General features: G+C 66.2%; 21 protein-coding genes and 1 pseudogene. 10 read left to right on the forward strand and 12 right to left on the reverse strand.

Annotated features, from left to right (window positions below; all coding sequences use genetic code 11):
- Positions 1-204 precede the first annotated feature (204 nt).
- The 6 genes from I2456_RS14995 to I2456_RS15020 all read right to left on the reverse strand — a co-directional run bounded on the left by I2456_RS14995 (position 205) and on the right by I2456_RS15020 (position 6,131).
- Complete coding sequence (locus I2456_RS14995; RefSeq protein WP_068032977.1) at positions 205-1,299, reverse strand: LLM class flavin-dependent oxidoreductase; 1,095 nt, start codon at positions 1,297-1,299, stop codon at positions 205-207.
- Positions 1,300-1,305: 6 nt separating this feature from the next.
- Complete coding sequence (locus I2456_RS15000) at positions 1,306-2,316, reverse strand: ABC transporter substrate-binding protein (protein WP_068165511.1); 1,011 nt, start codon at positions 2,314-2,316, stop codon at positions 1,306-1,308.
- 2 nt (positions 2,317-2,318) lie between these two features.
- Positions 2,319-3,074: an ABC transporter ATP-binding protein gene (locus I2456_RS15005; protein WP_068032973.1), complete on the reverse strand. Its 756-nt coding sequence runs from the start codon at positions 3,072-3,074 to the stop codon at positions 2,319-2,321.
- 10 nt (positions 3,075-3,084) lie between these two features.
- Positions 3,085-3,879 carry an ABC transporter permease gene (locus I2456_RS15010; RefSeq protein ID WP_174814200.1) on the reverse strand — a complete coding sequence of 265 codons (795 nt, stop codon included), beginning with the start codon at positions 3,877-3,879 and terminating at the stop codon, positions 3,085-3,087.
- 67 nt (positions 3,880-3,946) lie between these two features.
- Complete coding sequence (locus tag I2456_RS15015) at positions 3,947-5,404, reverse strand: flavin-containing monooxygenase (protein WP_085074042.1); 1,458 nt, start codon at positions 5,402-5,404, stop codon at positions 3,947-3,949.
- Between the two features lie 52 nt (positions 5,405-5,456).
- Entirely contained in the window at positions 5,457-6,131 is a 675-nt protein-coding gene (locus tag I2456_RS15020) for an alpha/beta hydrolase (RefSeq protein ID WP_085074043.1), read from the reverse strand.
- Between the two features lie 29 nt (positions 6,132-6,160).
- On the opposite strand from I2456_RS15020, the gene cobG reads away from it, so the two are divergent.
- Genes cobG through I2456_RS15035 form a run of 3 tightly spaced genes read left to right on the forward strand, consistent with a single transcriptional unit; the run spans position 6,161 to position 9,358 of the window.
- On the forward strand, positions 6,161-7,258 hold the full coding sequence (gene cobG, locus I2456_RS15025; RefSeq protein ID WP_085074041.1) for a precorrin-3B synthase: 1,098 nt from the start codon (positions 6,161-6,163) through the stop codon (positions 7,256-7,258).
- 4 nt (positions 7,259-7,262) lie between these two features.
- Complete coding sequence (locus I2456_RS15030) at positions 7,263-7,889, forward strand: precorrin-8X methylmutase (protein WP_085074040.1); 627 nt, start codon at positions 7,263-7,265, stop codon at positions 7,887-7,889.
- Positions 7,886-9,358, forward strand: coding sequence for a precorrin-2 C(20)-methyltransferase (locus I2456_RS15035; RefSeq protein ID WP_085074039.1), 1,473 nt, complete (start codon positions 7,886-7,888; stop codon positions 9,356-9,358). The genes I2456_RS15030 and I2456_RS15035 overlap by 4 nt, the downstream gene beginning before the upstream one ends.
- Here the strand turns inward: I2456_RS15035 and I2456_RS15040 are convergent.
- Entirely contained in the window at positions 9,346-10,878 is a 1,533-nt protein-coding gene (locus tag I2456_RS15040) for a PPE family protein (RefSeq protein ID WP_085074038.1), read from the reverse strand. The genes I2456_RS15035 and I2456_RS15040 overlap by 13 nt on opposite strands.
- Before the next feature lie 110 nt (positions 10,879-10,988).
- Between I2456_RS15040 and I2456_RS28510 the strand changes: the two are divergent.
- From I2456_RS28510 to I2456_RS15055, 4 genes and pseudogenes are all read left to right on the forward strand, one after another.
- Positions 10,989-11,567: pseudogene (locus I2456_RS28510) on the forward strand (DUF2275 domain-containing protein); the annotation flags it as partial.
- Between the two features lie 207 nt (positions 11,568-11,774).
- Positions 11,775-12,329 (forward strand): RNA polymerase sigma factor SigC, encoded by a 555-nt coding sequence (gene sigC / locus I2456_RS28515; RefSeq protein WP_241007995.1) that lies wholly within the window; start codon positions 11,775-11,777, stop codon positions 12,327-12,329.
- A 116-nt stretch (positions 12,330-12,445) separates the two neighbouring features.
- A complete protein-coding gene (locus tag I2456_RS15050; protein ID WP_170291478.1) occupies positions 12,446-13,528 on the forward strand; it encodes an IS110 family RNA-guided transposase in 1,083 nt (360 codons plus the stop codon).
- Between the two features lie 432 nt (positions 13,529-13,960).
- The gene (locus I2456_RS15055; protein ID WP_186246634.1) at positions 13,961-14,953 is read left to right on the forward strand and encodes an IS481 family transposase; all 993 of its coding nucleotides are present in this window, start codon (positions 13,961-13,963) and stop codon (positions 14,951-14,953) included.
- A 305-nt stretch (positions 14,954-15,258) separates the two neighbouring features.
- Here the strand turns inward: I2456_RS15055 and I2456_RS15060 are convergent, their stop codons facing one another.
- The 5 genes from I2456_RS15060 to I2456_RS15080 all read right to left on the reverse strand — a co-directional run bounded on the left by I2456_RS15060 (position 15,259) and on the right by I2456_RS15080 (position 19,856).
- Positions 15,259-16,341, reverse strand: a complete 1,083-nt coding sequence (locus I2456_RS15060; RefSeq protein WP_170291478.1) for an IS110 family RNA-guided transposase — start codon at positions 16,339-16,341, stop codon at positions 15,259-15,261.
- 116 nt (positions 16,342-16,457) lie between these two features.
- Complete coding sequence (locus I2456_RS15065; protein WP_085072899.1) at positions 16,458-17,183, reverse strand: cobalt-precorrin-6A reductase; 726 nt, start codon at positions 17,181-17,183, stop codon at positions 16,458-16,460.
- Positions 17,183-17,938 carry a precorrin-4 C(11)-methyltransferase gene (gene cobM, locus I2456_RS15070; RefSeq protein WP_085072898.1) on the reverse strand — a complete coding sequence of 252 codons (756 nt, stop codon included), beginning with the start codon at positions 17,936-17,938 and terminating at the stop codon, positions 17,183-17,185. The genes I2456_RS15065 and cobM overlap by 1 nt, the downstream gene beginning before the upstream one ends.
- Positions 17,935-19,110, reverse strand: a complete 1,176-nt coding sequence (gene cbiE, locus I2456_RS15075) for a precorrin-6y C5,15-methyltransferase (decarboxylating) subunit CbiE (RefSeq protein WP_085072897.1) — start codon at positions 19,108-19,110, stop codon at positions 17,935-17,937. Before cbiE ends, cobM begins: the two co-directional genes overlap by 4 nt.
- Entirely contained in the window at positions 19,107-19,856 is a 750-nt protein-coding gene (locus tag I2456_RS15080; protein ID WP_085072896.1) for a decaprenylphospho-beta-D-erythro-pentofuranosid-2-ulose 2-reductase, read from the reverse strand. The genes cbiE and I2456_RS15080 overlap by 4 nt, the downstream gene beginning before the upstream one ends.
- 35 nt (positions 19,857-19,891) lie before the next feature.
- Here I2456_RS15080 and I2456_RS15085 point away from each other — a divergent pair, with 35 nt between their 5' ends.
- From I2456_RS15085 to I2456_RS15095, 3 genes are all read left to right on the forward strand, one after another.
- Entirely contained in the window at positions 19,892-20,299 is a 408-nt protein-coding gene (locus tag I2456_RS15085) for a F420-dependent biliverdin reductase (protein ID WP_068033388.1), read from the forward strand.
- 90 nt (positions 20,300-20,389) lie between these two features.
- On the forward strand, positions 20,390-21,352 hold the full coding sequence (locus I2456_RS15090) for a hypothetical protein (protein ID WP_241007718.1): 963 nt from the start codon (positions 20,390-20,392) through the stop codon (positions 21,350-21,352).
- 387 nt (positions 21,353-21,739) lie between these two features.
- On the forward strand, positions 21,740-22,117 hold the full coding sequence (locus I2456_RS15095; protein WP_131813470.1) for a hypothetical protein: 378 nt from the start codon (positions 21,740-21,742) through the stop codon (positions 22,115-22,117).
- Positions 22,118-22,934 lie beyond the last annotated feature (817 nt).

Below are 22,934 nucleotides of genomic sequence, written 5' to 3' on the forward strand. Positions count from 1 at the left end.
GGACCTCCCCTACCGGCCACACGTACACCACTCGGCCAGGCAGTCGCTTACTGTTCCCGAGCTTGTGCGTGCCCACCGGCCAGCTGCGCAGTGCCGCAAGGCAACCCGTCACACCGGGTCGCGGACTTCAGATGCCGACTCGCCGCCGCACCCGCGAACAGGATCGGCTGCACCGCATCGACGCCGAACGTGTCCTCAATGCCGCTAGGCCGCAACGCCCTTGTGCCGTAACAGCGGCAGCACGCCCTCAGCGAACCAGTACGCCTCTTCCAGATGCGGGTAACCCGACAGGATGAACTCGTCGAAGCCGAGTGAGTGGTATTCGACGATCAGGTTGGCGACTTCCTCATGGCTTCCCACTAAAGCGGTGCCCGCGCCGCCGCGTACCAGACCGACACCGGCCCACAAGTTGGGGTAGATCTCGAGTTGGTCCAGGCGGCCGCCATGCAGGGCGGTCATCCGGCGCTGACCTTCCGATTCCGAACGGGAATGCAAAGCCGTGGCGCTCGCGATCTGCTCGGGTGTGAGCTCGCTGAGAAGTTCATCGGCCACTGCCCAGGCCGCCTCCGATGTGGCGCGGCTGATGGTGTGCAGCCGGATTCCGAACCGCACCGTGCGGCCCCGCGCCTGGGCCAACTGCTGCACCTTGGCGATCTTGTCCGCCGCCAACTGCGGTGGTTCGCCCCAGGTCAGATACACGTCGGTGTACTCGGCGGCGATCTCCAGCGCTGGTGGCGAGGAGCCGCCGAAATAGATCTGCGGCAAAGGATCTGGCGGCTCGGATACCCGCGCGTCCTCGACCCGGTAATGCTTGCCGGTGAAGTCGACCGACTCTTGGCGCCATACAGAATTGACGATGTGCAGGAACTCCCCGGTGCGGGAATAGCGCTCGTCGTGGTCCAGCCAGTCGCCGAAGCGGCGCTGCTCCCGGTCATCGCTGCCGCTGACCACGTTCAGCAGCACCCGCCCCTCGGAGAACCGTTGCAGTGTCGCGGCCTGCTGAGCCGCCAACGTCGGCGGCACCAGGCCGGGCCGGAACGCGACCAGGAACTTCAACCGCTCGGTCTCGGGAACCAGTGCGGCGGCGGTCAACCAGGCGTCCTCGCACCATGTTCCGGTCGGTGTCAGCACACCCTCGAAACCCAGCCGGTCGGCGGCCCGCGCCACCTCGGCCAAGTACCGACGGCTGGGCTTGCGGTGACTGGCCGGCACCGCATGGTGCGACGACGCATGCGAGCCGCCCACAATGGATCGGCTGTCACCGGTGGTGGGAAGAAACCAGAAGAACTTCGCCGACATGACTTCCTAACTGATGAGGTTGGGCCGTAGCACTTCGTTGAACCGTCGATCGACCCAATTGGTGAAGCGCGGTGACGACTGGATCTGTCCCGACGCTGCGAACAGGTCGGCCAGCTTCTGTTCCGAGGCGACCAGGTCGTCGCTGAGTTCGGTCGGTAACCGCAGACTCCGGTTCGCTGCCACCGCCGCGACTTGCGGGTCCAATCCGACGGCAGCCGAGTAACTTTGGGCCCATTCTTGAGGATGGGCTCTAGCCCACTGGACAGCCTTCTCGTAGCGCACCAACAGGTCAGACAGCGCGGTGTTGCGTTTCGGGTCGGCGAGCGCCGGGTCGGCCGCGACGCCGAGCCAGTCGCCGTTGGTGACGCCCGTCGCTTCGGCGATGCTGCGCACCGCAATCTGTTGTTCGGCTTGGGCGGTATAGGGATCCCAGATGGCCCACGCGTCCGCCTGATGCTGGTTGAAGGCCGACAGTGCGTCGGCGGGCTGCAAGAAGACCAACTTCACGTCGGACGGCTTGAGTCCCGACTTGTCCAGCTGGGCCAGCAGATTGGCGTGCGACGAACTGCCCTTGCCGACCGCCACCGCTTTGCCTCGCAAATCGGCCACGGACGTTATTGGCGAGTCGGCATGCACCAGAATCCGATTACCGGCTCCTCCGCCGCCATAGGCGGCAACCACCTTGATCTTGGCATTGCTGGCGGCACCGAAGATCGGCGGCGTGTTGCCCATGATCGCGAAGTCGATCTTGCCCGCGGTCAGCGCCTCGACCTGTGGCGGCCCAGACGTGAAGGTGGAGAACGCAATTCGATACGGCAGGCTGTCCAGTTGGCCGGCCGCGCGCAGCAGTGACTCGGTGCCGCCTTTCTGGTCCCCCACCTGCAGCGTCAGACCGGCCAAGTCGGACAACGGCACGGGCGCCGGAGCCGCCTGCGGGCCGGTACTGCCGGCGCGCGAGACGCATCCGGTCAGCAGCAGTAAGACGACAGCAATCGCCGCCACGACTCCGCGCCGCATCGTTAGAACCGCACCCCCAAATGGTCGAGCAACTCCGCGCGGTGCTGCTCGGTGTGCGCGCCGGGGTCACCGGGTGCCCGTCGAGGTTCGTCGATGGTCACGGCGTGGGCGACACGACCGTCCTCGAGGACGAGCACACGGTCGGCCAGCGCGACCGCCTCGTCGACGTCGTGAGTGATCAGCAGCACACCAAATCCATGTCGACGCCACAGGTCCAGCAACAACGTGTGCATGGTGAGCCTGGTCAACGCGTCCAGCGCCCCGAACGGTTCGTCGAGCAGGAGTAGCTCGGGCTCGGCGACCAGCGCCCTAGCCAGCGAAACCCGTTGCGCCTGACCACCCGACAAGGTCAGCGGCCATGCGTCGGCCCGGTCGGCCAGCCCGACATCGGCCAGCGCGCGATCGGCGCGTTGCCGAACCTCATCCCTCGGTAACCGGCTACGGGTCAGGCCGTAGCCGACATTGGTCCGCACGTCCCGCCAGGGCAGCAGCCGCGGTTCTTGAAAGGCCAGCGCGGGCGCACCGGCCACGACACGCTCACCCGTGTGATCGCGGGAAAGCCCCGCTAGTACCCGCAATACCGTCGACTTGCCCGACCCGCTGCGACCCACCAGAGCGACGATTTCACCGACTCGGATCTGCAGCGAGACATCGACTAACACGTGATTGCTGCCATACCACATGTCGACGTGGCGCAGCTCTCCGGCGATCCCAGACCGCGCCGCCTTCACCGCGGTTGCTTCTACAGTGACTGTCACCGAGGCCCTTTCATTGTCGGTACCGCAGCGCGCGGCGCTCGATGAGCCTGACCACCGCATCGGTGCTGATGCCCAGCAGTGCGTACACGGTCAGGCCGAAGATGATGATGTCGATGCGCAAGAAGTCACGGGCATTGTTGATCAGGTAACCGATTCCCTTGTCCGCGTTGATCTGCTCGGCGACGATCAGCGTCAGCCACGCGATCGCCAACGACTGCCGGAACCCGACCAGAACTTGCGGCGCCGCGCTGGGCACCATGATGCGACCGAACCGCTGCCGGAACGAAAAGCCCAGCACTTGCGCGGTTTCCAGCAGCTTCGGATCGACCTGACGGATCGCCGAGAAGGTGTTCAGGTACAAGGGAAAGACCACTCCGAGCGCGACCAGCAACACCTTGGGCAGCTCGCCGATCCCAAACCACACGATGAACAACGGGATCAGGCCCAGATGCGGAAGTGCTCGGATCATTTGCATCGGCGGGTCCGCGGCGGCTTCGAACCAGTGGGAAAGACCGACCGCTGACCCGAGGACGATGCCGATAACCCCGCCCAGCACCAGTCCCTCGACCACCCGGGCGCCGCTGACCTGCAGCGCATCGGCAAGCTGACCGTTCCGCACCAGCTCAAGGCCGGCTTCGACGATCAGCGACGGTGCGGGCAGGACGTCTTGCGGGATGAGTCCCGTCGCGCTGCCCAGCTGCCACACGGCGAGCAGCACCAAAGGCGAAGCGACGCGCAGATATTCCAGTCTGCGCCGCGCCCTGGATTTGGTCGGCGCAGGGGGAAGCGCCGTGGCAATGCTCACCGGATCGACGCTATGGCGACCTCAGTGGTTCGGGTAAGGGTTTTGTTCTGCCTGACGGCAACCCGGGCTAGGCGGTGCGCACGTCGAAGTCTGCCACCTCGGGTCGGCGCAGAAGTTCGCGATGGGTTTCCGGTGTCCACGGAAACAGCTCGGGCAGCCCGTCTTTACCGAGGTACCAGCTGCTGCAGCCGGTCACCCAGATGGTGTCGGGCATGGCGGCTTTCATGCTCTCGTTGTAGTCCTTGGTCGCCGCCTCGCTGGGAGCGGCCGCGCGCACCGCACCTTCGCGCAGCCGCTCGATCCACCACATCACGTAATCGGCTTGGTCTTCGGCGATCGGTATCAGGGACTGGTTACCGATCGGTGAGTGCGGGCCCATCATCATGAACAAGTTGGGAAATCCGGGCACCGCGACAGACCGGTACGCCATGGGGCCGTCGGCCCACACCTCGTCCAAGGTGACCCCGCCGTCGCCGACGATCTCCAGCGGCCGCACATATGCCCGGGCATCGAAGCCGGTGGCATACACCAGGACATCGAGTTCGTGCAGGGCGCCGTCCGCGGTGACAACGCCGCGAGGCTCGATATGGTCGATCCGATCGGTGATCACCTCGACGCCGGGTTGTCGCACCGCTCGGTAGAAGTGCCCGGCCAACACCTGCCGCTTGCACATCGGCTGGTCCTTTGGCGTCAGCTTGGCCCGCAACTGCGGGTCGCGCACCGATAGCCGCAAGTTCCACCGGCATTCGGCCTGGACCAGCCGTCGTTGCCAGCCCGCACGGATCGGCGCCCGGCCGAATATCGATCTGAAGAACCAGCCCCAGAACAGGTAGGCGAGCCTGCTCAACGCGGGCCATCGGGCTTGCGCCGCTCGGGTCAGCCGGGAGTACCGCGGGTTGGGCATCGGGTAGACCCACTGCGCGGTGCGTTGGAAGACCTTGAGCCCCCGCACTTTACCGCCGAGTTCGGCCACAATCTGCACACCGGTTGAGCCGGTGCCGATGAGCCCGATGCGCTTGTCGGGCAACTCCACGGAATGGTCCCAGCGCGCGGAATGAAAGGCCGGTCCGGCGAACGTTTCTCGTCCCGCAATGTCGGGATAGCGGGGTATCCGCAGCACTCCGGTCGCGGTGACGAGCACGTCGAACGTTTCCTCGCCCTCGGGCGTTGTCAGCCGCCATGTCCCGTTCTCGTATCGGGCCGCGGTCACGTTGGTGCCGAACCGGATGTGCCGGTGCAATCCGCGCTCGCGGGCGACCTGCTGGAAGTAGGCCTGGATCTCGGGGCCGGGCGGCAGAAAGCGCGACCATTCGGGGTTGGGCCGAAACGAGTACGAGTAATAGCGCGACGGGACGTCACAGGTCAGACCCGGATAGGTGTTGTCGCGCCACGTGCCGCCGACGTCTTCTGCCTTCTCGAAAATGGTGAACGAATCCATGCCGGCGTCCTGCAACTTGGCCGCCATGCAGATGCCGGACATCCCGGCGCCGATGATCGCAACCTGTACCGGACGCTTGTTTGCCATACCGACCACCGGTCCTTCCGTTGGCCTGCACGTTACGCCCGAACCTGGTTGTTTAGGAGGGCAGAATTGCCGCTATGCGCACGGCGACGTCCTTTGCCGCCCTGCGCGCCTCGTCGCTTCGCCCCGGCTCGTACCGATCGGCGACCGTGTCGTAATCCGCCCCAGCGATGGATCCGTGGTCGGCGTCCAACTCGACCAAGTCCACCGGCCAGCCGACCCGCTCGAGGTACGCGGCGAAGTCCCGGCTAGCCGACACCGGCACGACGTCGTCTGCCCGACCATGCAGCAAGGTGAATGGCGACCCGGCCTGGTTACCAGAGAGCCCGTGGGTCAGCGCGCGCCCCGAGATGGGGTCGGGCGCCATGAACGCTCCGGCCAGGCAGACGGTATGCGCCAGGGTGACGTCGTGGCGGGCCGCATCGAAGGTCAGTCCGGCCGCGGCCGCACCGCCCATCGACCAGCCAACCAGCACAATGCCGTGGCCGCCACGGGCGTGGTTCCGCACGAAGTCGAGCGATCCCAACAGGTCGCTGCGGCCGCCGTCGTCGCTGTGCGAATTCCAGTCCGGCGCCACCACCGCGGCGCCGTGACCAGCGATCAACTCGGCCAGGGGCCGCACGGCCGCGCGGGCATCGGTCTGCATGCCATGCCACAGCAGCACCGGAGGATTTGTGGGGTCACCGAAGACATCTGCGCTGCGCCCCGGGGCATATTCCACCGTCTCCATGTCCATCAGTCTGCCCGTACCGTGGATGGATGGTCAGAGTGCGGCACACCGACGCCTGCCCGGGCGCGCTGCAAGTTCACCAGGCGGCCGACGGCGCGCTGGTGCGGGTTCGGGTTCCCGGCGGCATGATCACGGCCGCCCAGTTGGCCACGCTGGCCAAAGTGTCGACGGAACTGGGCGCCGGGACGCTGGAGCTGACCGCCCGCGGCAACATCCAGGTGCGCGGGATCACTGACGTGGCGGCGGCCGCCGAAGCGATTGCCGGCGCCGGACTGCTGCCGTCCGTCAGCCACGAGCGGGTCCGCAACATCGTCGCGTCACCGCTGTCGGGCCGAGTCGGCGGCAGGACCGACATCCGCCCGTGGGTGAGCGACCTAGACGCGGCTGTCTGCGCCGAGCCCGCCCTGGCCGGGTTGGGCGGACGGTTCTGGTTCAGTCTCGACGACGGCCGTGGCGATGTATCCGGTCTGGCCGCCGATATCGGTATCCACGTGTTCGGTGACGGGATCGGCTTGTTGATCGGCGGGCGCGACACCGGAATGCGGGTCGAGGATCCCGTCACCACGTTGGTCGAACTGGCGCGTCGATTCAGCGATATCCGCGGAACGGCCTGGCGGGTAGCGGAATTGGACAATGTCAACGACCTACTGCCAGGTGTGCGGCTGGGTACCGCGTTCCCGCCGGTGACCAAGGGACCGGTCGGCTGGCTGTCACAAGATGACGGCCGGGTGACACTGGGTGCTGCGGTGCCGCTGGGCGTGTTGCCGGCACGCGTAGCGGAATTCTTGGCCGCCATCGAGGCCCCGATGGTCATCACCCCGTGGCGATCGGTGCTGGTGTGTGATCTCGACGAAGCCGTGGCCGACGTCGCGTTACGGGTGCTGGCGCCGCTGGGCTTGGTGTTCGACGAGAACTCCCCGTGGTTGACCGTCAGCGCCTGCACCGGCAGCCCCGGCTGTGCCCACTCGGCCGCCGATGTGCGGGCGGACGCGACGCGCATGCTCGACGACGACGCGGAAGTGCACCGACACTTCGTCGGCTGCGAACGCGCTTGCGGCAGCCCACTTGTTGGTGAGGTGCTGGTCGCCACCGGCGACGGTTACCGGTTGCTCAAGCATCTAGGGTGAGCGAGTGCTCGACTACATCCGCGACGCGGCGGAGATCTATCGCCAGTCGTTTGCGGCCATCCGCGCCGAAGCCGACCTGGCCCGGTTCCCCGCCGACGTCGCGCGCGTGGTGGTGCGGCTGATTCACACGTGCGGACAGGTCGACGTCGCCGACCACGTTGCCTATACCGACGACGTCGTGGCCCGCGCCCACGCCGCCCTGCGCGCCGGTGCGCCCGTGCTCTGTGATTCGTCGATGGTGGCCGCCGGAATCACCGCGGCGCGGCTGCCCGCTGACAACGAAGTCGTGTCGCTGGTCGCCGATCCCCGCGCGGCCGAGCGAGCCGCCCGCACGCACACCACCCGCTCTGCTGCCGGTGTGGACCTGTGGGCCAACCGGCTGCCCGGCGCGGTCGTGGCCATCGGCAATGCGCCGACCGCGTTGTTCCGGCTTCTGGAACTGATCGACGAGGGAGTCGATCCGCCGGCCGCGGTGCTGGGCGGGCCGGTCGGGTTCGTGGGGTCGGCGCAATCCAAGCAGGAGCTCATCGAGCGACCCCGCGGCATGTCGTATCTGGTGGTGCAAGGCCGCCGCGGCGGCAGTGCCATGGCCGCCGCGGCCGTCAACGCGATCGCGAACGAGCGGGAATGACCGAGCGGGGCACGCTGTGGGGTGTCGGGTTAGGACCCGGTGATCCGGAATTGGTGACCGTGAAGGCAGCGCGGGTGATCGGTGATGCCGACGTGGTGGCCTATCACAGCGCCCGCCACGGACGCAGCATCGCGCGCGGAATCGCCGAACGGTACTTGCGGCCCGGTCAAATCGAAGAACATCTGGTCTATCCGGTGACCACAGAGACCACCGATCATCCCGGCGGCTACGCCGGCGCGCTCGCAGACTTCTACGTGGAGGCCACCCAGCGCATTGCGCGGCACCTGGATGCCGGACGCAATGTGGCGCTGCTCGCCGAAGGCGACCCGCTGTTCTACAGCTCGTATATGCACCTGCACACCCGACTCACCGAGCGCTTCAACGCCGTCATCGTGCCGGGCGTGACGTCGGTCAGCGCCGCCTCCGCGGCCATCGCGACTCCGCTGGTGGCCGGTGACGAGGTGCTGTCGGTCCTGCCGGGCACGTTGCCGGTGGCCGAGCTGACCCGCCGACTCGCCGACGCTGACGCCGCCGTCATCCTCAAGCTAGGCCGGTCGTATCACAATGTCCGCGAAGCACTTTCGGCATCGGGACAACTCGACCATGCATACTACGTGGAGCGGGCGAGCACGCCGGGACAGCGCGTGTTGCCCGCCGCCGACGTCGACGACAGCAGCGTGCCGTACTTCTCCCTGGCGATGCTGCCGGGTGGGCGGCGGCGCGGACAGCCCGCCGGCAGCGTCGCGGTAGTGGGACTCGGCCCCGGCGATCTGGACTGGATGACACCCCAGAGCCGCCGCGAATTAGCCTGTGCCACAGACCTTATCGGGTACAGCACTTATCTTGATCGAGTTCCGGCGCGCGATGGGCAGCGCCGTCACGCCAGCGACAACACCGACGAACCTGCCCGCGCCCGACTGGCCTGCACCTTGGCCGAGCAAGGGCACGCGGTGGCCGTGGTGTCCTCGGGTGACCCGGGGGTATTCGCCATGGCGACGGCGGTGCTCGAAGAAGCCAAACAGTGGCCCGGCGTACAGGTTCGGGTCATCCCGGCAATGACCGCCGCCCAAGCCGTCGCCAGCCGAGTGGGCGCACCCCTTGGGCACGACTACGCCGTCATCTCACTTTCCGACCGGCTCAAGCCCTGGGAGGTGATCGCCGCACGGCTCACCGCCGCCGCGGCCGCCGACTTGGTGCTGGCCATCTACAACCCGGCGTCCAAGTCGCGGACCTGGCAAGTGGGTGCGATGCGCGACCTGCTGCTCGAGCACCGCGAGCCGGGCACGCCGGTGGTCATCGGACGTAACGTGTCGGGACCCGACGAAGAAGTCCGAGTGGTGCGATTGGCCGATCTGGATCCCGCAGAAGTCGACATGCGCTGCCTATTGCTCATCGGTTCGTCCCAAACCCAATGGCACACCACCGATTACGGGGATCGGGTGTTCACGCCCAGGCGTTACCCGGGCTGACCGCCGTCGCCCCAGCTGCTGGGCAGCATCGGCACGCCCGGCGCGTCGTCGAATTCGTTGGCGGACAACGTGATCAGCCCGGCCGCCTGCTCGGATTGCGCACCGAAGGTGGGCGCGGCCCCGGCGAATCCGACCGGGCCCGCTCCGGCATCGGATGCCGTGATGGGTTCGGGATCCAGGTATTCGTAGCGGTTGCCATGCACTTTGGCATCACCGCCCATGCGCCGGCGGCGCCGGGCCCGACCGGCGGCTGCCGCAGCCGCAGCCGCTGGGGCGTCGACGTCGTCGGGGTTCGGCTCGGGAGCCTTGTCCCGCGCTTTGCTGCTGGCGTTGCCCTTGGCCGACAACCCGGACAGGCCCACGGCGTACAGGGAGTCACCGATGCCCGCCGTCAAACCCGTCGAGTCGGTGGCCGTCGGACCGAAGCCGACGCCCGGGCCACCCCCGGCCGGTCCCCCACCAACGGGATTCGCCACGGTGGTCGCCGTGGGACCGTGGGCCATCGGGGCGTGGCTGACGGTGGGAACGACCCCGGCCGTGCCGGGGACCGGCAACGCGCCGGCCGGTGCAGCGGCGGCCGTTGCCAACGGCGTCGCGACCGACAGCGGAACCGCGATGCCGACCGTCGTCGCCGCACCTGCTACCACGGCCGTGCCTCCCGCGGCCGACAGGACCGCGATCGCCGGCACTATTGCCAATTGAGCCAACGCGATCGCCTGTTGGCCGAAGGGCCAGAAAATCATCAGCGTGTGGAAGATGGCCCAGCCGATCGCGGTGGCAAGCGCCGGTGACAGGCCAGGAATATTCGAAAGGGCGGACGTGATCCCGTTGACGAACGGCACCGCAGGGATGGGCCAACCGCCGGGGTTCAGGTCCTTCGACACCGGCCAGGCGAAGTTCGACGTGTAACTCTTCAGCCACGCGGTGAGCTGGTCCTGCCACGACGTGGAGAGGTTGCTCAACTGTTGGGTAGGCGACGCATCCGCTGATTTGGCTATCGGCGGTGCGGGTTGAGTCGCGGGCACGGCCGCCACGGCCGACTCGGTGGCCGCCTGATAGCCGGTCATCGTCTCGGCGGCTTGCACCCACATGCGCACGTAATCGGCTTCGTTCAGCGCGATCGGGATGGTGTTGATTCCGAAGAAGTTCGTCGCCACCAACACCGCATGAATCGCGTGGTTGGCGGCGAGCTCGGCCAGCGTGGGCATGCTGGCCAGCGCGGCGGTATACGCGGCGGCGGCCGTTTGATGCAGAGCCGCCGCCGCAGTGCTCTTGGCGGCACTGTCGAGCAACCAACCGAGATAGGGGCCGTGGGCCGCGACGTACTGCTCAGCGGTCGGACCGGCCCACGCGCCCGCCTGGACGGCGCCGAGTACGGCCATCAGCTCGTCTGCCGCGTCGGCGAATTCCGTGCTCAGCGCCGACCATGCCTCGACGGCCGCCAAGAGCGACTCGGGCCCCGGCCCACTGCTCAGCAGCGCTGAATGGACCTCGGGCGGCAAGGCGAACCAGACCGTCATACCTCAGTGGTCGCGTGCGGGCGGCAGTTAGTTCCATGGGTTCTGTGAACGGCGTGTGCATCGCGTAGGTGGTCTTTGCATGCAGCCCCGCGGTGCGCGACGATGCAGGGATGCGGTGTGAGGTTGCGCGTGAGGAGCTGTCGGCGCGGCTGGACGGCGAGCGTCCACAGCTGCTGGCGCAGCAGGTCGACGCCCACCTCGAGTCCTGTCGACGATGCCGCAGTTGGCTGATCAGTGCGGCCGCGCAAACTCGGCGGTTGGCCACCGTGGACGCGGGCCGCGGCCCCGACCTGGTCGACAAGATCATGGCTTCGGCCAGCGTTCCGGCGACGCCGTATCGCCGCTGGGTGCGCCGGCTGGGCAACAGTTGCTGGCGGTGGTGCCTGATCGCCGTAGGCGTCTTCCAGGTCGCCATCGCCGCCGCCCAAATCAGTGGCATCGACTTCGGCATCATGCCGCACCATATGCATGGCATGCACGGTGAAATGATGACCGGCGCGCATTTGCTGCACGAGTCCACCGCATGGCTGTTGGCGTTGGGGCTGGCCATGATTGCCGCCGGCATCTGGACCGGCGCTGCGGCGGGTGTAGCCGCCATCGCCGGCGCCTACTCGCTCGCGCTGGTGGCTTATGTGGCGTACGACGCGTGGAACGGCGAGGTGACGGCCGCCCGCATCGCCAGTCATGTGCCGGTGCTGGCCGGGATGGTATTCGCTTTGCTGGTAGCGCGAGACCGCGGCCGGGGCCGGTCGCGTTCCGAGCAATCCGAAGCGGACGCGCCCGGCGAGCCGGCGGCTAGTTTGCCGGAGCGGCGCCGCGGGCATCTATGGCCCATCAACCGTTCTACGACGGCCCGTCGTACCCCCGGTGCGGCCGCCCGTTTAAGGTGGATGCCCATGACCGCGTCAAGCGACGACGAGGCCGTTACCGCGCTGGCCCTGGCGGCGGCAGAGGGGAACGCTCAGGCGCTCGAGGCGTTCATCAAGGCCACTCAGCAAGACGTGTGGCGCTTTGTCACGTACCTGTCGGACGCCGGCAGCGCCGACGACCTGACTCAGGAGACGTTCCTGCGGGCGATCGGCGCCATACCGCGGTTCGCCGGCCGCTCCACCGCCCGAACCTGGTTGTTGTCCATTGCCCGCTGTGTCGTCGCCGACCACTTCCGCCACGCCCAGTCGCGGCCGCTGACCGCGCATGGCGCCGACCCCGAACAGTTGCTCGGCGGAGATCGGCACTCACGTGGGTTTGAAGACCTTGTCGAAGTGACCACCATGATCGCGCAACTCACCGCCGACCAGCGCGAAGCGTTGTTACTCACCCAGCTGCTCGGACTCTCCTACGCCGATGCGGCCGCGGTGTGCGGATGCCCGGTGGGCACCATTCGGTCCCGCGTCGCCCGCGCCCGCGACGCCTTGCTGGCCGACGCCGACCGCGACGACCTGACCGGCTAGACGGTATGGAGGCTGACTCGAGGCCGAAGGCCTCGGGCTGCAATCGGACGTGGGTTGCCGGTGTCGGGTGAACACTCGCACGGGTAGAGCCACAGTTGCAGATCAGGAGGCCTCCGGTGAGTTTCAACGGTACGAGTGTCGGGTTGGACGTGCACGCGCTTTCGGTGGTTGCTCATGCCGTCGATGAACAGACGGGTCGAGTCGAACGGGCGCGGTTGTGTCCTGATCACGGTGAGATCTTGGATTGGTTGCACCGGTTGCGAGGCCCGGTGCGAGTGGCCTATGAGGCCGGGCCAACGGGGTTTGGTCTGGCACGAGCTCTAGCGGATGCCCAGATCGACTGCGTGGTCGCCGCGCCATCGAAGCTGATCCGCCCGGCCGGGGATCGGGTCAAGACCGATGCTCGTGATGCTGCGCATCTGACCAGGTTGCTGCGGTTGGATGAGATCACTGCGGTTACGGTGCCCGACGTTGAGGTCGAGGCGGTGCGAGATTTGGTTCGTGCTCGCGAGGACGCCCGTGCGGATCTGATGCGTGTTCGGCACCGGTTGTCGAAGCTGTTGCTGCGCCAAGGCCGGGTCTACTCAGGTGGTCAGGCCTGGACCGGAGTGCACGAAACGTGGCTTAGGCGCCAACGATTCGACGATGTCCACACCGCGGCGGCGTTTGATCATCACTTTGACGCGGTGCTCACCGCTACCGCGGCCAGGAACCGTCTCGACGAGCAGATCGTCATGGTCGCGGCCTCACCGCGCTGGGCCGATCCGGTCAACCGGCTGGGCTGCCTACGCGGGATCTCGGCGTTGACTGGTCTGGCCTTAGCCGTAGAAATCGGGGACTGGACCCGATTCACCGGTGCCTCGATCGGCGCCTACGTCGGTCTGGTGCCCACCGAGTACTCCTCGGGGACTTCACGGGTCCAGGGTTCGATCACCAAGGCTGGCAACGCCCACGTCCGCAGACTGCTGATCGAATCGGCCTGGCACCACCGCGCCGGCTACCGCACCCCCGGTCCGACGATGCGGGCCCGATGGGCCAAGGTCGACCCAGCGCTCAAGGACCGCGGGCACGCCGGAAACCGCCGTTTACATCAGCAGTGGTGCCGGTTCAATGAGCGCAAGAAGCCCCACGTCGTGGCCAACGTCGCGGTCGCTCGTCAACTGGCCGGTTGGTGTTGGTCGCTGGCCACGCTGACATAAGCGCAGCCGCCCGAAGCTTGATCGGAGTCAGCCGGTCGGCGGTGAGGTAGGCGAACTGGACCTGCGTTACAGCTATGAGCAACAACAGCATTCGACCAATGCTGATGTGACGCCCGCCCCTAGAAAGCAGCCACCGTTCGCGCCGAACCATCGTCTTGCGGTACCCAACCCGCGTATATCAGTCTGACACCACCGTCGTTGACCAACGACCGCCGCGACGCCCGACTGACCCCGATCAAACGAAAGCCGCCCCGGCCCATACCGGGGCGGCTTTCACCTGCCTATTGACAAACAGTGCCTACATATCAGCTGTAGTGCCCAGGGTCGTTGGTTGAGATGTGACGACACGCTGTAGCGGTCGTTGATGGGTGAAGGTCTCCTGTCGTGGAGTGGAGCTGCTACCACTGCACCCACAACGAACAGGAGACCTTCGTGGTCCACGCTAACGCTGTTTTGACGCCTCGGGGTCGGTTGATGCTGGCTCGTCGTGTCGTTGATGAGGGATGGCCGATCGTGCGGGCCGCTGAACATTTCCATGTGTCGTGGCCGACCGCTAAACGTTGGGCGGTGCGGTATGCGGCGATGGGCGAGGCCGGGATGACCGATCGCTCTAGCCGACCCCATCACAGCCCTAACCGCACACCGCCGCCGGTCGTGCGCCGCATCGTGGAGCTGCGGTGGCGACATCGCCTCTCACCGCTGGCGATCGCGTCGCGGTTGTCGATGCCGGCCTCCACAGTGCACGCCGTTCTGGTGCGGTGCCGACTGAATCGCCTGTCGTACATCGATCTTCGCACTGGAGAGGTCATTCGTCGCTATGAACACGATCGCCCCGGTGCGCTCCTCCACGTCGATGTGAAGAAATTGGGCAACATCCCCGACGGCGGCGGCTGGCGATTTGTGGGACGAGCGCAAGGATGGCAGAACCGACGTTCGATGCCCGACACCAAACGCAGTCGTTACCGCAACGAATTGATGGGGCATGGCTTCGTGCACACCGTAATCGATGACCACTCGCGGGTGGCCTACGCCGAAATCCACGACGACGAAACTGCGGCCACCGCGATCGCGGTGTTGCGCCGCGCTGTGGGCTGGTTCGCCGTGCGCGGAGTGACGGTGCAACGTGTGCTCTCCGACAATGGCTCGTGCTACCGCTCCCATGCCTGGCGCCACGCCTGTGCTGAGCTGCACATCGTGCCTAAACGGACCCGCCCCTACCGGCCTCAGACCAACGGCAAAATCGAGCGCTTTCACCGCACCATGACCGCCGAATGGGCCTTCGCCCGTCACTACCCCAACGAACGCACCCGCCGCTCAGCTCTACCGGCGTGGCTACACACCTACAATCACCACCGGCAACACTCCGCGATCGGCAAGACCCCACCCATCACACGGTTGACCAACCTGCCTGAGCACTACAGCTGATATGTAGGCACTGTTTGTCAATAGGCAGGTGAAAGCCGCCCCGGTATGGGCCGGGGCGGCTTTCGTTTGATCGGGGTCAGTCGGGCGTCGCGGCGGTCGTTGGTCAACGACGGTGGTGTCAGACTGATATACGCGGGTTGGGTACCGCAAGACGATGGTTCGGCGCGAACGGTGGCTGCTTTCTAGGGGCGGGCGTCACATCAGCATTGGTCGAATGCTGTTGTTGCTCATAGCTGTAACGCAGGTCCAGTTCGCCTACCTCACCGCCGACCGGCTGACTCCGATCAAGCTTCGGGCGGCTGCGCTTATGTCAGCGTGGCCAGCGACCAACACCAACCGGCCAGTTGACGAGCGACCGCGACGTTGGCCACGACGTGGGGCTTCTTGCGCTCATTGAACCGGCACCACTGCTGATGTAAACGGCGGTTTCCGGCGTGCCCGCGGTCCTTGAGCGCTGGGTCGACCTTGGCCCATCGGGCCCGCATCGTCGGACCGGGGGTGCGGTAGCCGGCGCGGTGGTGCCAGGCCGATTCGATCAGCAGTCTGCGGACGTGGGCGTTGCCAGCCTTGGTGATCGAACCCTGGACCCGTGAAGTCCCCGAGGAGTACTCGGTGGGCACCAGACCGACGTAGGCGCCGATCGAGGCACCGGTGAATCGGGTCCAGTCCCCGATTTCTACGGCTAAGGCCAGACCAGTCAACGCCGAGATCCCGCGTAGGCAGCCCAGCCGGTTGACCGGATCGGCCCAGCGCGGTGAGGCCGCGACCATGACGATCTGCTCGTCGAGACGGTTCCTGGCCGCGGTAGCGGTGAGCACCGCGTCAAAGTGATGATCAAACGCCGCCGCGGTGTGGACATCGTCGAATCGTTGGCGCCTAAGCCACGTTTCGTGCACTCCGGTCCAGGCCTGACCACCTGAGTAGACCCGGCCTTGGCGCAGCAACAGCTTCGACAACCGGTGCCGAACACGCATCAGATCCGCACGGGCGTCCTCGCGAGCACGAACCAAATCTCGCACCGCCTCGACCTCAACGTCGGGCACCGTAACCGCAGTGATCTCATCCAACCGCAGCAACCTGGTCAGATGCGCAGCATCACGAGCATCGGTCTTGACCCGATCCCCGGCCGGGCGGATCAGCTTCGATGGCGCGGCGACCACGCAGTCGATCTGGGCATCCGCTAGAGCTCGTGCCAGACCAAACCCCGTTGGCCCGGCCTCATAGGCCACTCGCACCGGGCCTCGCAACCGGTGCAACCAATCCAAGATCTCACCGTGATCAGGACACAACCGCGCCCGTTCGACTCGACCCGTCTGTTCATCGACGGCATGAGCAACCACCGAAAGCGCGTGCACGTCCAACCCGACACTCGTACCGTTGAAACTCACCGGAGGCCTCCTGATCTGCAACTGTGGCTCTACCCGTGCGAGTGTTCACCCGACACCGGCAACCCACGTCCGATTGCAGCCCGAGGCCTTCGGCCTCGAGTCAGCCTCCATACCGTCTAGCCCAGCGCGGTCACCCAGGCGAGCGCCTCCTCGACCGTGCCGACCGTCGTCACCCCGTCGCGCAACGGCGGCCGCGCCACCATCAGCACCGGGATGTCGAGCGCTGCGGCCGCGTCGAGTTTGGCGCGGGTCATGTCGCCACCGCTGTTCTTGGTGATCAGGGCATCGATGCGGTGGCTTTCGAGCAGGCGCAGTTCGTCGTCGTAGTGGTACGGCCCGCGGGAGAGCAGCACCTGGTGGCGGCGCGGGAGTGCGGCGGTGTCGAGCGCGGTGACCACGCGGATCAGATACCACGCGTCGCTTGCGGCGTAGGCTGCGACGGCCGAGCGGCCCGTGGTGAGGAATACTCGCGAATAGCCTTGGTGTGCAACGCGTTCAGCCGCATCGGTGTCCGAAGACACCACGATGGCGGCACCGGGGTCCCAGGCCGGGCGCGCCAGCACCAGGTGCGGCAGCTGCAACTCGGCGCAGGCTTCGGCGGCGTGCGCGGTCATGGTCGCCGCGAAGGGATGGGTGGCGTCGACGACGGCGTCGATGCGGTGCTCGCGCAGCCAGTTCTGCAGGCCGTCGACACCACCGAATCCGCCTACTCTCACCGCCCCGGGCGGCAACGCCGGGTCGGGAACGCGTCCGGCCAGCGAGCTGATCACCTCGACGCGTGGCTGTAAAGCACTTGCCAGTGCGCGACCTTCGGCGGTGCCGCCGAGCAGCAGCACCCGCATCAATGTGGGCCCTGGTCACGTCGCGCCTGCGAGTACAGGTAGCTGTCGGTGAAGCCCTCGGCCGCCAGCACCTCACCGATGATGATGACGGCGGTTTTGGTGATATTGGCCTGGTGCATCTGTTCGGCAATGCCGGACAAGACGCCGCGCAGCACCGTCTGCTGCGGCCAGCTAGCGAATGCGACTACGGCACAGGGTGTTTCGGAGTGATAGCCGGCCGCTTGCAGTTGCGCGACGATGGTATCGATTTGCGCGGCGGACAAGTGCAGGACCAGGGTGCCTCCGGACTGGGCAAGCGTGGTGAGGTCCTCACCGGCAGGCATGGCCGTCGATAGGGTCGCCACCCTGGTCAGCGTGACCGTCTGGGCGACCCCGGGCACGGTGAGTTCGCGTTTGAGGCACGCCGCGGCCGCGGCGAAAGCAGGTACGCCCGGCACGATTTCGTAGTCGATACCCAGCGCGTCCAGGCGGCGGCACTGCTCGGCCAGCGCGCTGTACAGGGACGGGTCACCCGAGTGCAGGCGAGCGACATCGTGGCCGGCGGCGGCGGCGTCGGCCAGGTGTTCGATGATCTGCTCGAGTGTAAGCGGGCCGGTGTCAACGATTTTGGCGTCGGGTGGGCAATGGGCCAGCAGATCCTCGGGCATGATGGAGCCGGCATACAAGCACACCGGGCACCGTTCGAGCAGCCGCTGGCCCCGGACGGTGATCAAATCGACGGCGCCAGGGCCCGCGCCGATGAAGTACACCGTCATTGCTTGGTCACCGCCCATTGGGTGACCGGGTACTGCGGACGCCAGCCGGTGAACCCGCCCAACGGCTCGCCGTGATAGTGCTGAAAGCGTCGCAGTTCACCGCCGTATCGGGAGAATGCTTGCGTCACAACCGCTTCGGACTCAGCGGTGACCGCATTGGCGACCAGTCGTCCGTCGGTGGGCAAGTGGTCAAGGCAGGTGTCGAGCAGCCCGGGCTGGGTCAGTCCACCGCCGATGAAGATCGCGGACGGCTGCAGCGCGCCGTCGAAGGCTTCCGGCGCTGCCCCGCGGGACTCGATGCTGACGCCGAAGGCCGCGGTGTTGAGACCGATGTTGAGACGACGTTGCTCGTCACGTTCGAACGCCACCGCGGTGCACCCTCGCCAACTGCGGCACCACTCGACGGAGATGCTGCCCGAACCCGCACCGATATCCCATAGCCGCTGCCCTGGGCGAGGGCCGAGCGCGGCCATGGTGACGGCCCGGATGCCGTGTTTGGTGATCTGCCCGTCGTGGACGAATGCATCATCGGGCAGGGACGAGATGCGTTCGTCAGGCAGGTAGCGGACGGCGATGACGTTGAGGTCATCGATATCGAGGTAAGCGTCGGTGGCCCACTGATGCGCGGTGCCGCGCCGACAGCGTTCGGCGGGGCCGCCGAGTTGTTCGCAGACGGTGAACTCCGAATCGCCGCGGCCATGGGCGTTGAGCATCACCGCGAGCGCCTTGGGTGTGGTCCGGTCGCCGGATAAGACGATGGCCTGGCCGCCCCGTCGGACTGCGGTGCGCGGTAGGGCGGTCACCAGGCTGATCACTTCGGTGTCCTGCACGTTCCAGCCCATCCGGGCACACGCCAGGGCCACCGATGAGACGTGCGGTAACACGGTGACCTTGTCGGCGCCGAACAGTCGGATCAGCGTCCCGCCGATGCCGTGCAGGAGCGGGTCGCCGCTGGCTACGACATGAATGTCGTGGGCGGTGTCACCCAGGAGATCTGTGAGGGCGGGCAGCAGTGGCGATGGCCAGGTTCGACGTTGGGCGGTAATCGATTCGTCCAGCAGGTCGAGTTGCCTGCGGGATCCGAAAATAGTTGTGGCTCTGCGGAGTTCGGCTGCGGCTGGTGGGGAAATGCCGGGTAGCCCGTCGGCTCCGACGCCGACAACGATGATCATCGCGGCATCCGGCGCCAGATCGGCTGTGGCAGCAGCCTCATGGCGAAGAACATGGGCTGCAGTGCCCAAGGGATCCAGACGGTGCGGCGGCCCTTCGCCAGCGCGCGTGCGGTGGCCGCGGCGACTTGTTCGGGTGTGCTGGACAACGGAGCGGGTGTCATGCCCTCGGTCATCCGGCCGATCACGAAACCTGGTCGCGCGATCAGCAGTTGGACTCCGGTGCCGTGCAGCGCGTCGGCCAGTCCGCTGGCGAAGCCGTCCAGTCCGGCCTTGGCCGATCCGTACACGTAGTTGGCGCGCCGCACCCGCACGCCCGCTACCGAGGAGAACACCACCAGCGATCCCCGGCCCGCGGCGCGCATCGCGGTGGCCAGATGGGTGAGCAAGCTGACTTGGGCGACGTAGTCGGTGTGCACGATGGCAACGGCGTGCTCTGCGTCTGTTTCGGCTCTGGCTTGGTTACCCAAGATGCCGAAGGCCAGTACCGCAATGCCGATGGGGCCGTGGTCGGCGATGATCGAGGCCACCAGCGGGCCGTGTGAAGCGACGTCGTCGGCGTCGAACTCCAGGGTGTGCACGGCGGTGGCGCCGGCCGCTTTGACGGCCGAGCACTGTGCGGCGAGGTCGTCGGCTCGGCGGGCGGCCAGCACCACTGTCGCGCCCGAAGCCAGGCGCCGCGCGAGTTCAATGCCGATCTCGCTGCGGCCGCCGAAAATTACTACCGGACCTGCGCCCGTGTCATCCACGGCTGCGATTATGACCTGCGCTAGCGTGGTAGCTGATGGCGAATACCACTACGCGGCTCACTGACGACGCGTTGGCGTTTCTCTCCGAACGTCATCTAGCCATGCTGACCACGCTGCGCGCTGACGGTTCGCCGCACGTGGTGGCCGTCGGTTTCACCTTCGACCCGAAGACGCACATCGCTCGGGTGATCACCACCGGCGGCTCGCAGAAGGCCGTCAACGCCGATCGGGGTGGGATTGCCGTGCTCAGCCAGGTGGACGGCGCCCGATGGCTGTCACTGGAGGGACGGTCCGTCGTCAACAAGGACATCGACGCCGTCCGCGACGCTGAGCTGCGGTACGCCCAGCGCTATCGCACCCCACGGGCCAATCCGCGGCGGGTGGTCATCGAGGTCCAGATTGAGCGGGTGCTGGGTTCCTCGGACCTGCTTGACCGCAGCTAGACACCGCCCGACTGAATTACCCTGCCGGCCGATTGGCGATACCATCGCGCAATGCTGGTAGCCCGATCGACGCCGCGGGGGTGCGGGTAGTTGAGTGGCGGCGATGATCAGCAGTTGAAGATCATCCTCGATCAGCTTTCGCAGCTGGTCGGGATGCCGCCGCCGCCCGCGATCACTCCGGATGCGCTGGCCACTGGCGGTTCGAGCATCAGTCAGCTGCTGCGGGCGCTGGGTGCGGCGGCCAACGGCGGCGACCCGGCCGACAACGCCGATGCGCAGGCCGGGCATGACGAGCGCGAGGCCAAGGTCAGCGATGCGCTGGCCAAGTTCCCAGCCAACGAGGACGAGGCGGCCGCGCAGTTGGCCGGGGTCGGTGGTTCCGGTGAGATGGGGCAGATGCTGCAGCAGATGCCGCAGATGGCGGCGGGTATCGCCGGTGGTATCGCCGGGGCGCTTGGTGGGGCGCTGCAGCCGCTGACTCAGATCCCGCAACAGCTGGCACAGGCGGGTCAGCAGGCGATGCAGGCTGGGATGGGCATGCTGCAGCACGGCGCGGAGGCCGGTGCGGCGACGCCTGCGGAGCTAACGGATGCGGAATCTAAATTGGGCGGCGGCGCAGAGGGTTTCGGTGCCGGTGGCGGTGGTTCTGGTGGGGGCGCTGGCGGCGGCATCGGCGCGACTACGCCCACCGCGCTGCTGGGGCCGCCGCCGACGCCGTCGGCTGGGACGGTGCCCGCGTCGTCCAATGCGGCAGCGGTGGCGCCGTCGAGTACGCCGCAGCCGCCAGCGGGGCCGCGAGGCGGCATGGGCGCGATGCCGATGATGCCGCCAGGCGCCATGCACGGCGCTGGCGGGACAGGCAATGAGGTCAAGCCAGAAACCAAACGCATCGTTGCGCCGACGGTGAAAAACGGGGCTCCCGTGCAGGGACGGATCACTACCCCGCCGCCTAGCCCGGCGGTGGTGAAGCGCGTCGACGGCAAGCCGGTTGCGACGAGGCGGGTTCTTCTGCCGGAGGAGAAGCGGGGTGAGGGTGGGGACTCGGGAGGGTGAGGTCGCGAAGGTCTTCATTTCATTATGGGTAGTAGTCGGATATTCAAACGAGCGTTCGGCGTCTTTGACGAAATCTGACGACATCTTCAAGCAGAGCAGTTGGGCCAAGTGAGAACACCTATGGGCCTACTGCGCCGAAACCGCCCGTACCGCCCGTTCGGGCACCACCCAAGGTGACTACCGCGAATATCTTCAAGCGATACGATTCACGGCGTGTCGAATGTGCCTTCACCGCACTCTGTGCCTCCCTGGCCGGTGTCAAGCACGCCTCCGCCACAGCGGCCGCACCGATGGATCAGCTTGCTCGCGCTGTTATTGGCACTTGTAGCCGTCGGGGTGGCGGTCGGGGCCTGGTTTCGACCGATTCACGTGCGAGATTCTTCGCCGGTGTCTCCAACGACCATTTACAGCAATGAGCAGATCACAAACGCCAAGGCATCAGTGTGCGGCGCATATGGCAAAGTCCATCGTGCTTTAGTACTTAGTTCCGAGCGGAACGGCGGCACGGACGCAACTGCCTCACTTGTAGTCGCCACAAGTGGCCGGCAAGTACTTGAAGCCGGCAGTCGATATCTTCTGACCAAGTTGTTGGAAGAACCGGCGACACCCTCGGAGCTCGCAGCAGCGGTTAAGAAGCTAGCCGACACGTACCAAGAAATGGTAATCGGCTATCTGGATGGGCTGACTAACTCGGACGCCGAGTTGCAACCTCTGCTGCAGACGTCTGACGACGCCACATCAACGATAGAACGGCTTTGCAAGTGACTGGTATGCCATCGGGAAAATGGTCGTACTTACTTGTCGGCCATGTATGGCCAGATGACTCTGCTATAGCGGCGATGAATAACGGATTCGAGCATCGCGCATTGATCGAAACCGGATACCTTAATTTCGCTACAGCCCTTGAAGGTGCTAGGAAAGGCCAATTATCTCAGCAAGAAGGTCTGACGGCAGAAGATCTGCGTTCAGCATACATTCGCGGCGAAGAACAAGCCCGAAAAATAGCAAAGAAGAGCGGCGCGAAAAAGGCCGCTTATCGGAGGGCTCACGACAGTGCTCAAACACTCCAGGACGCGTTGTTTGATTTAGCTACTCAAGGCAACTCCGAAATCGATAACGTTGAGCACTCAAAGGACCCGGCCGCAATAAAGGCAGGAAAGATCAGCGCGATCGTCGCAGATTATCAGCGACTCGCGAATACGAGGGCAGCGCAGTGTGCTAGTGACGTCATCGATGCAATCCAGGGCGTCCTCAATGAAGAAGGTAACGGTGAGTCAGCCCGTCAGTTCGTGCAAGGCCAAGCGGTTGACTTGCGCCAGCTGTTACTTCAGCCCAACCAGGTCGCTATTGAAAGGGATGTCCAATGCTTGATGTCGAAGTCTTCAACGGCAGAACTCACTAACAATCTAGGAACTCCGCCCGAAGCTCCCTTAACAGCGCCTGAGGTGTCGGTTCCCGCTGCAACGCCCGTCCTCACTTCGAACCTTGGAACCGGCGGTGCGGCGCCTGCGGCTTCCAACGGTCCGATGCCAGTTACCGTCCGAACTACAAGCCTCACAGGTAATTTGGGCGGCGCGGCTGG

Source organism: Mycobacterium kubicae (assembly GCF_015689175.1).
GTDB lineage: Bacteria > Actinomycetota > Actinomycetes > Mycobacteriales > Mycobacteriaceae > Mycobacterium > Mycobacterium kubicae.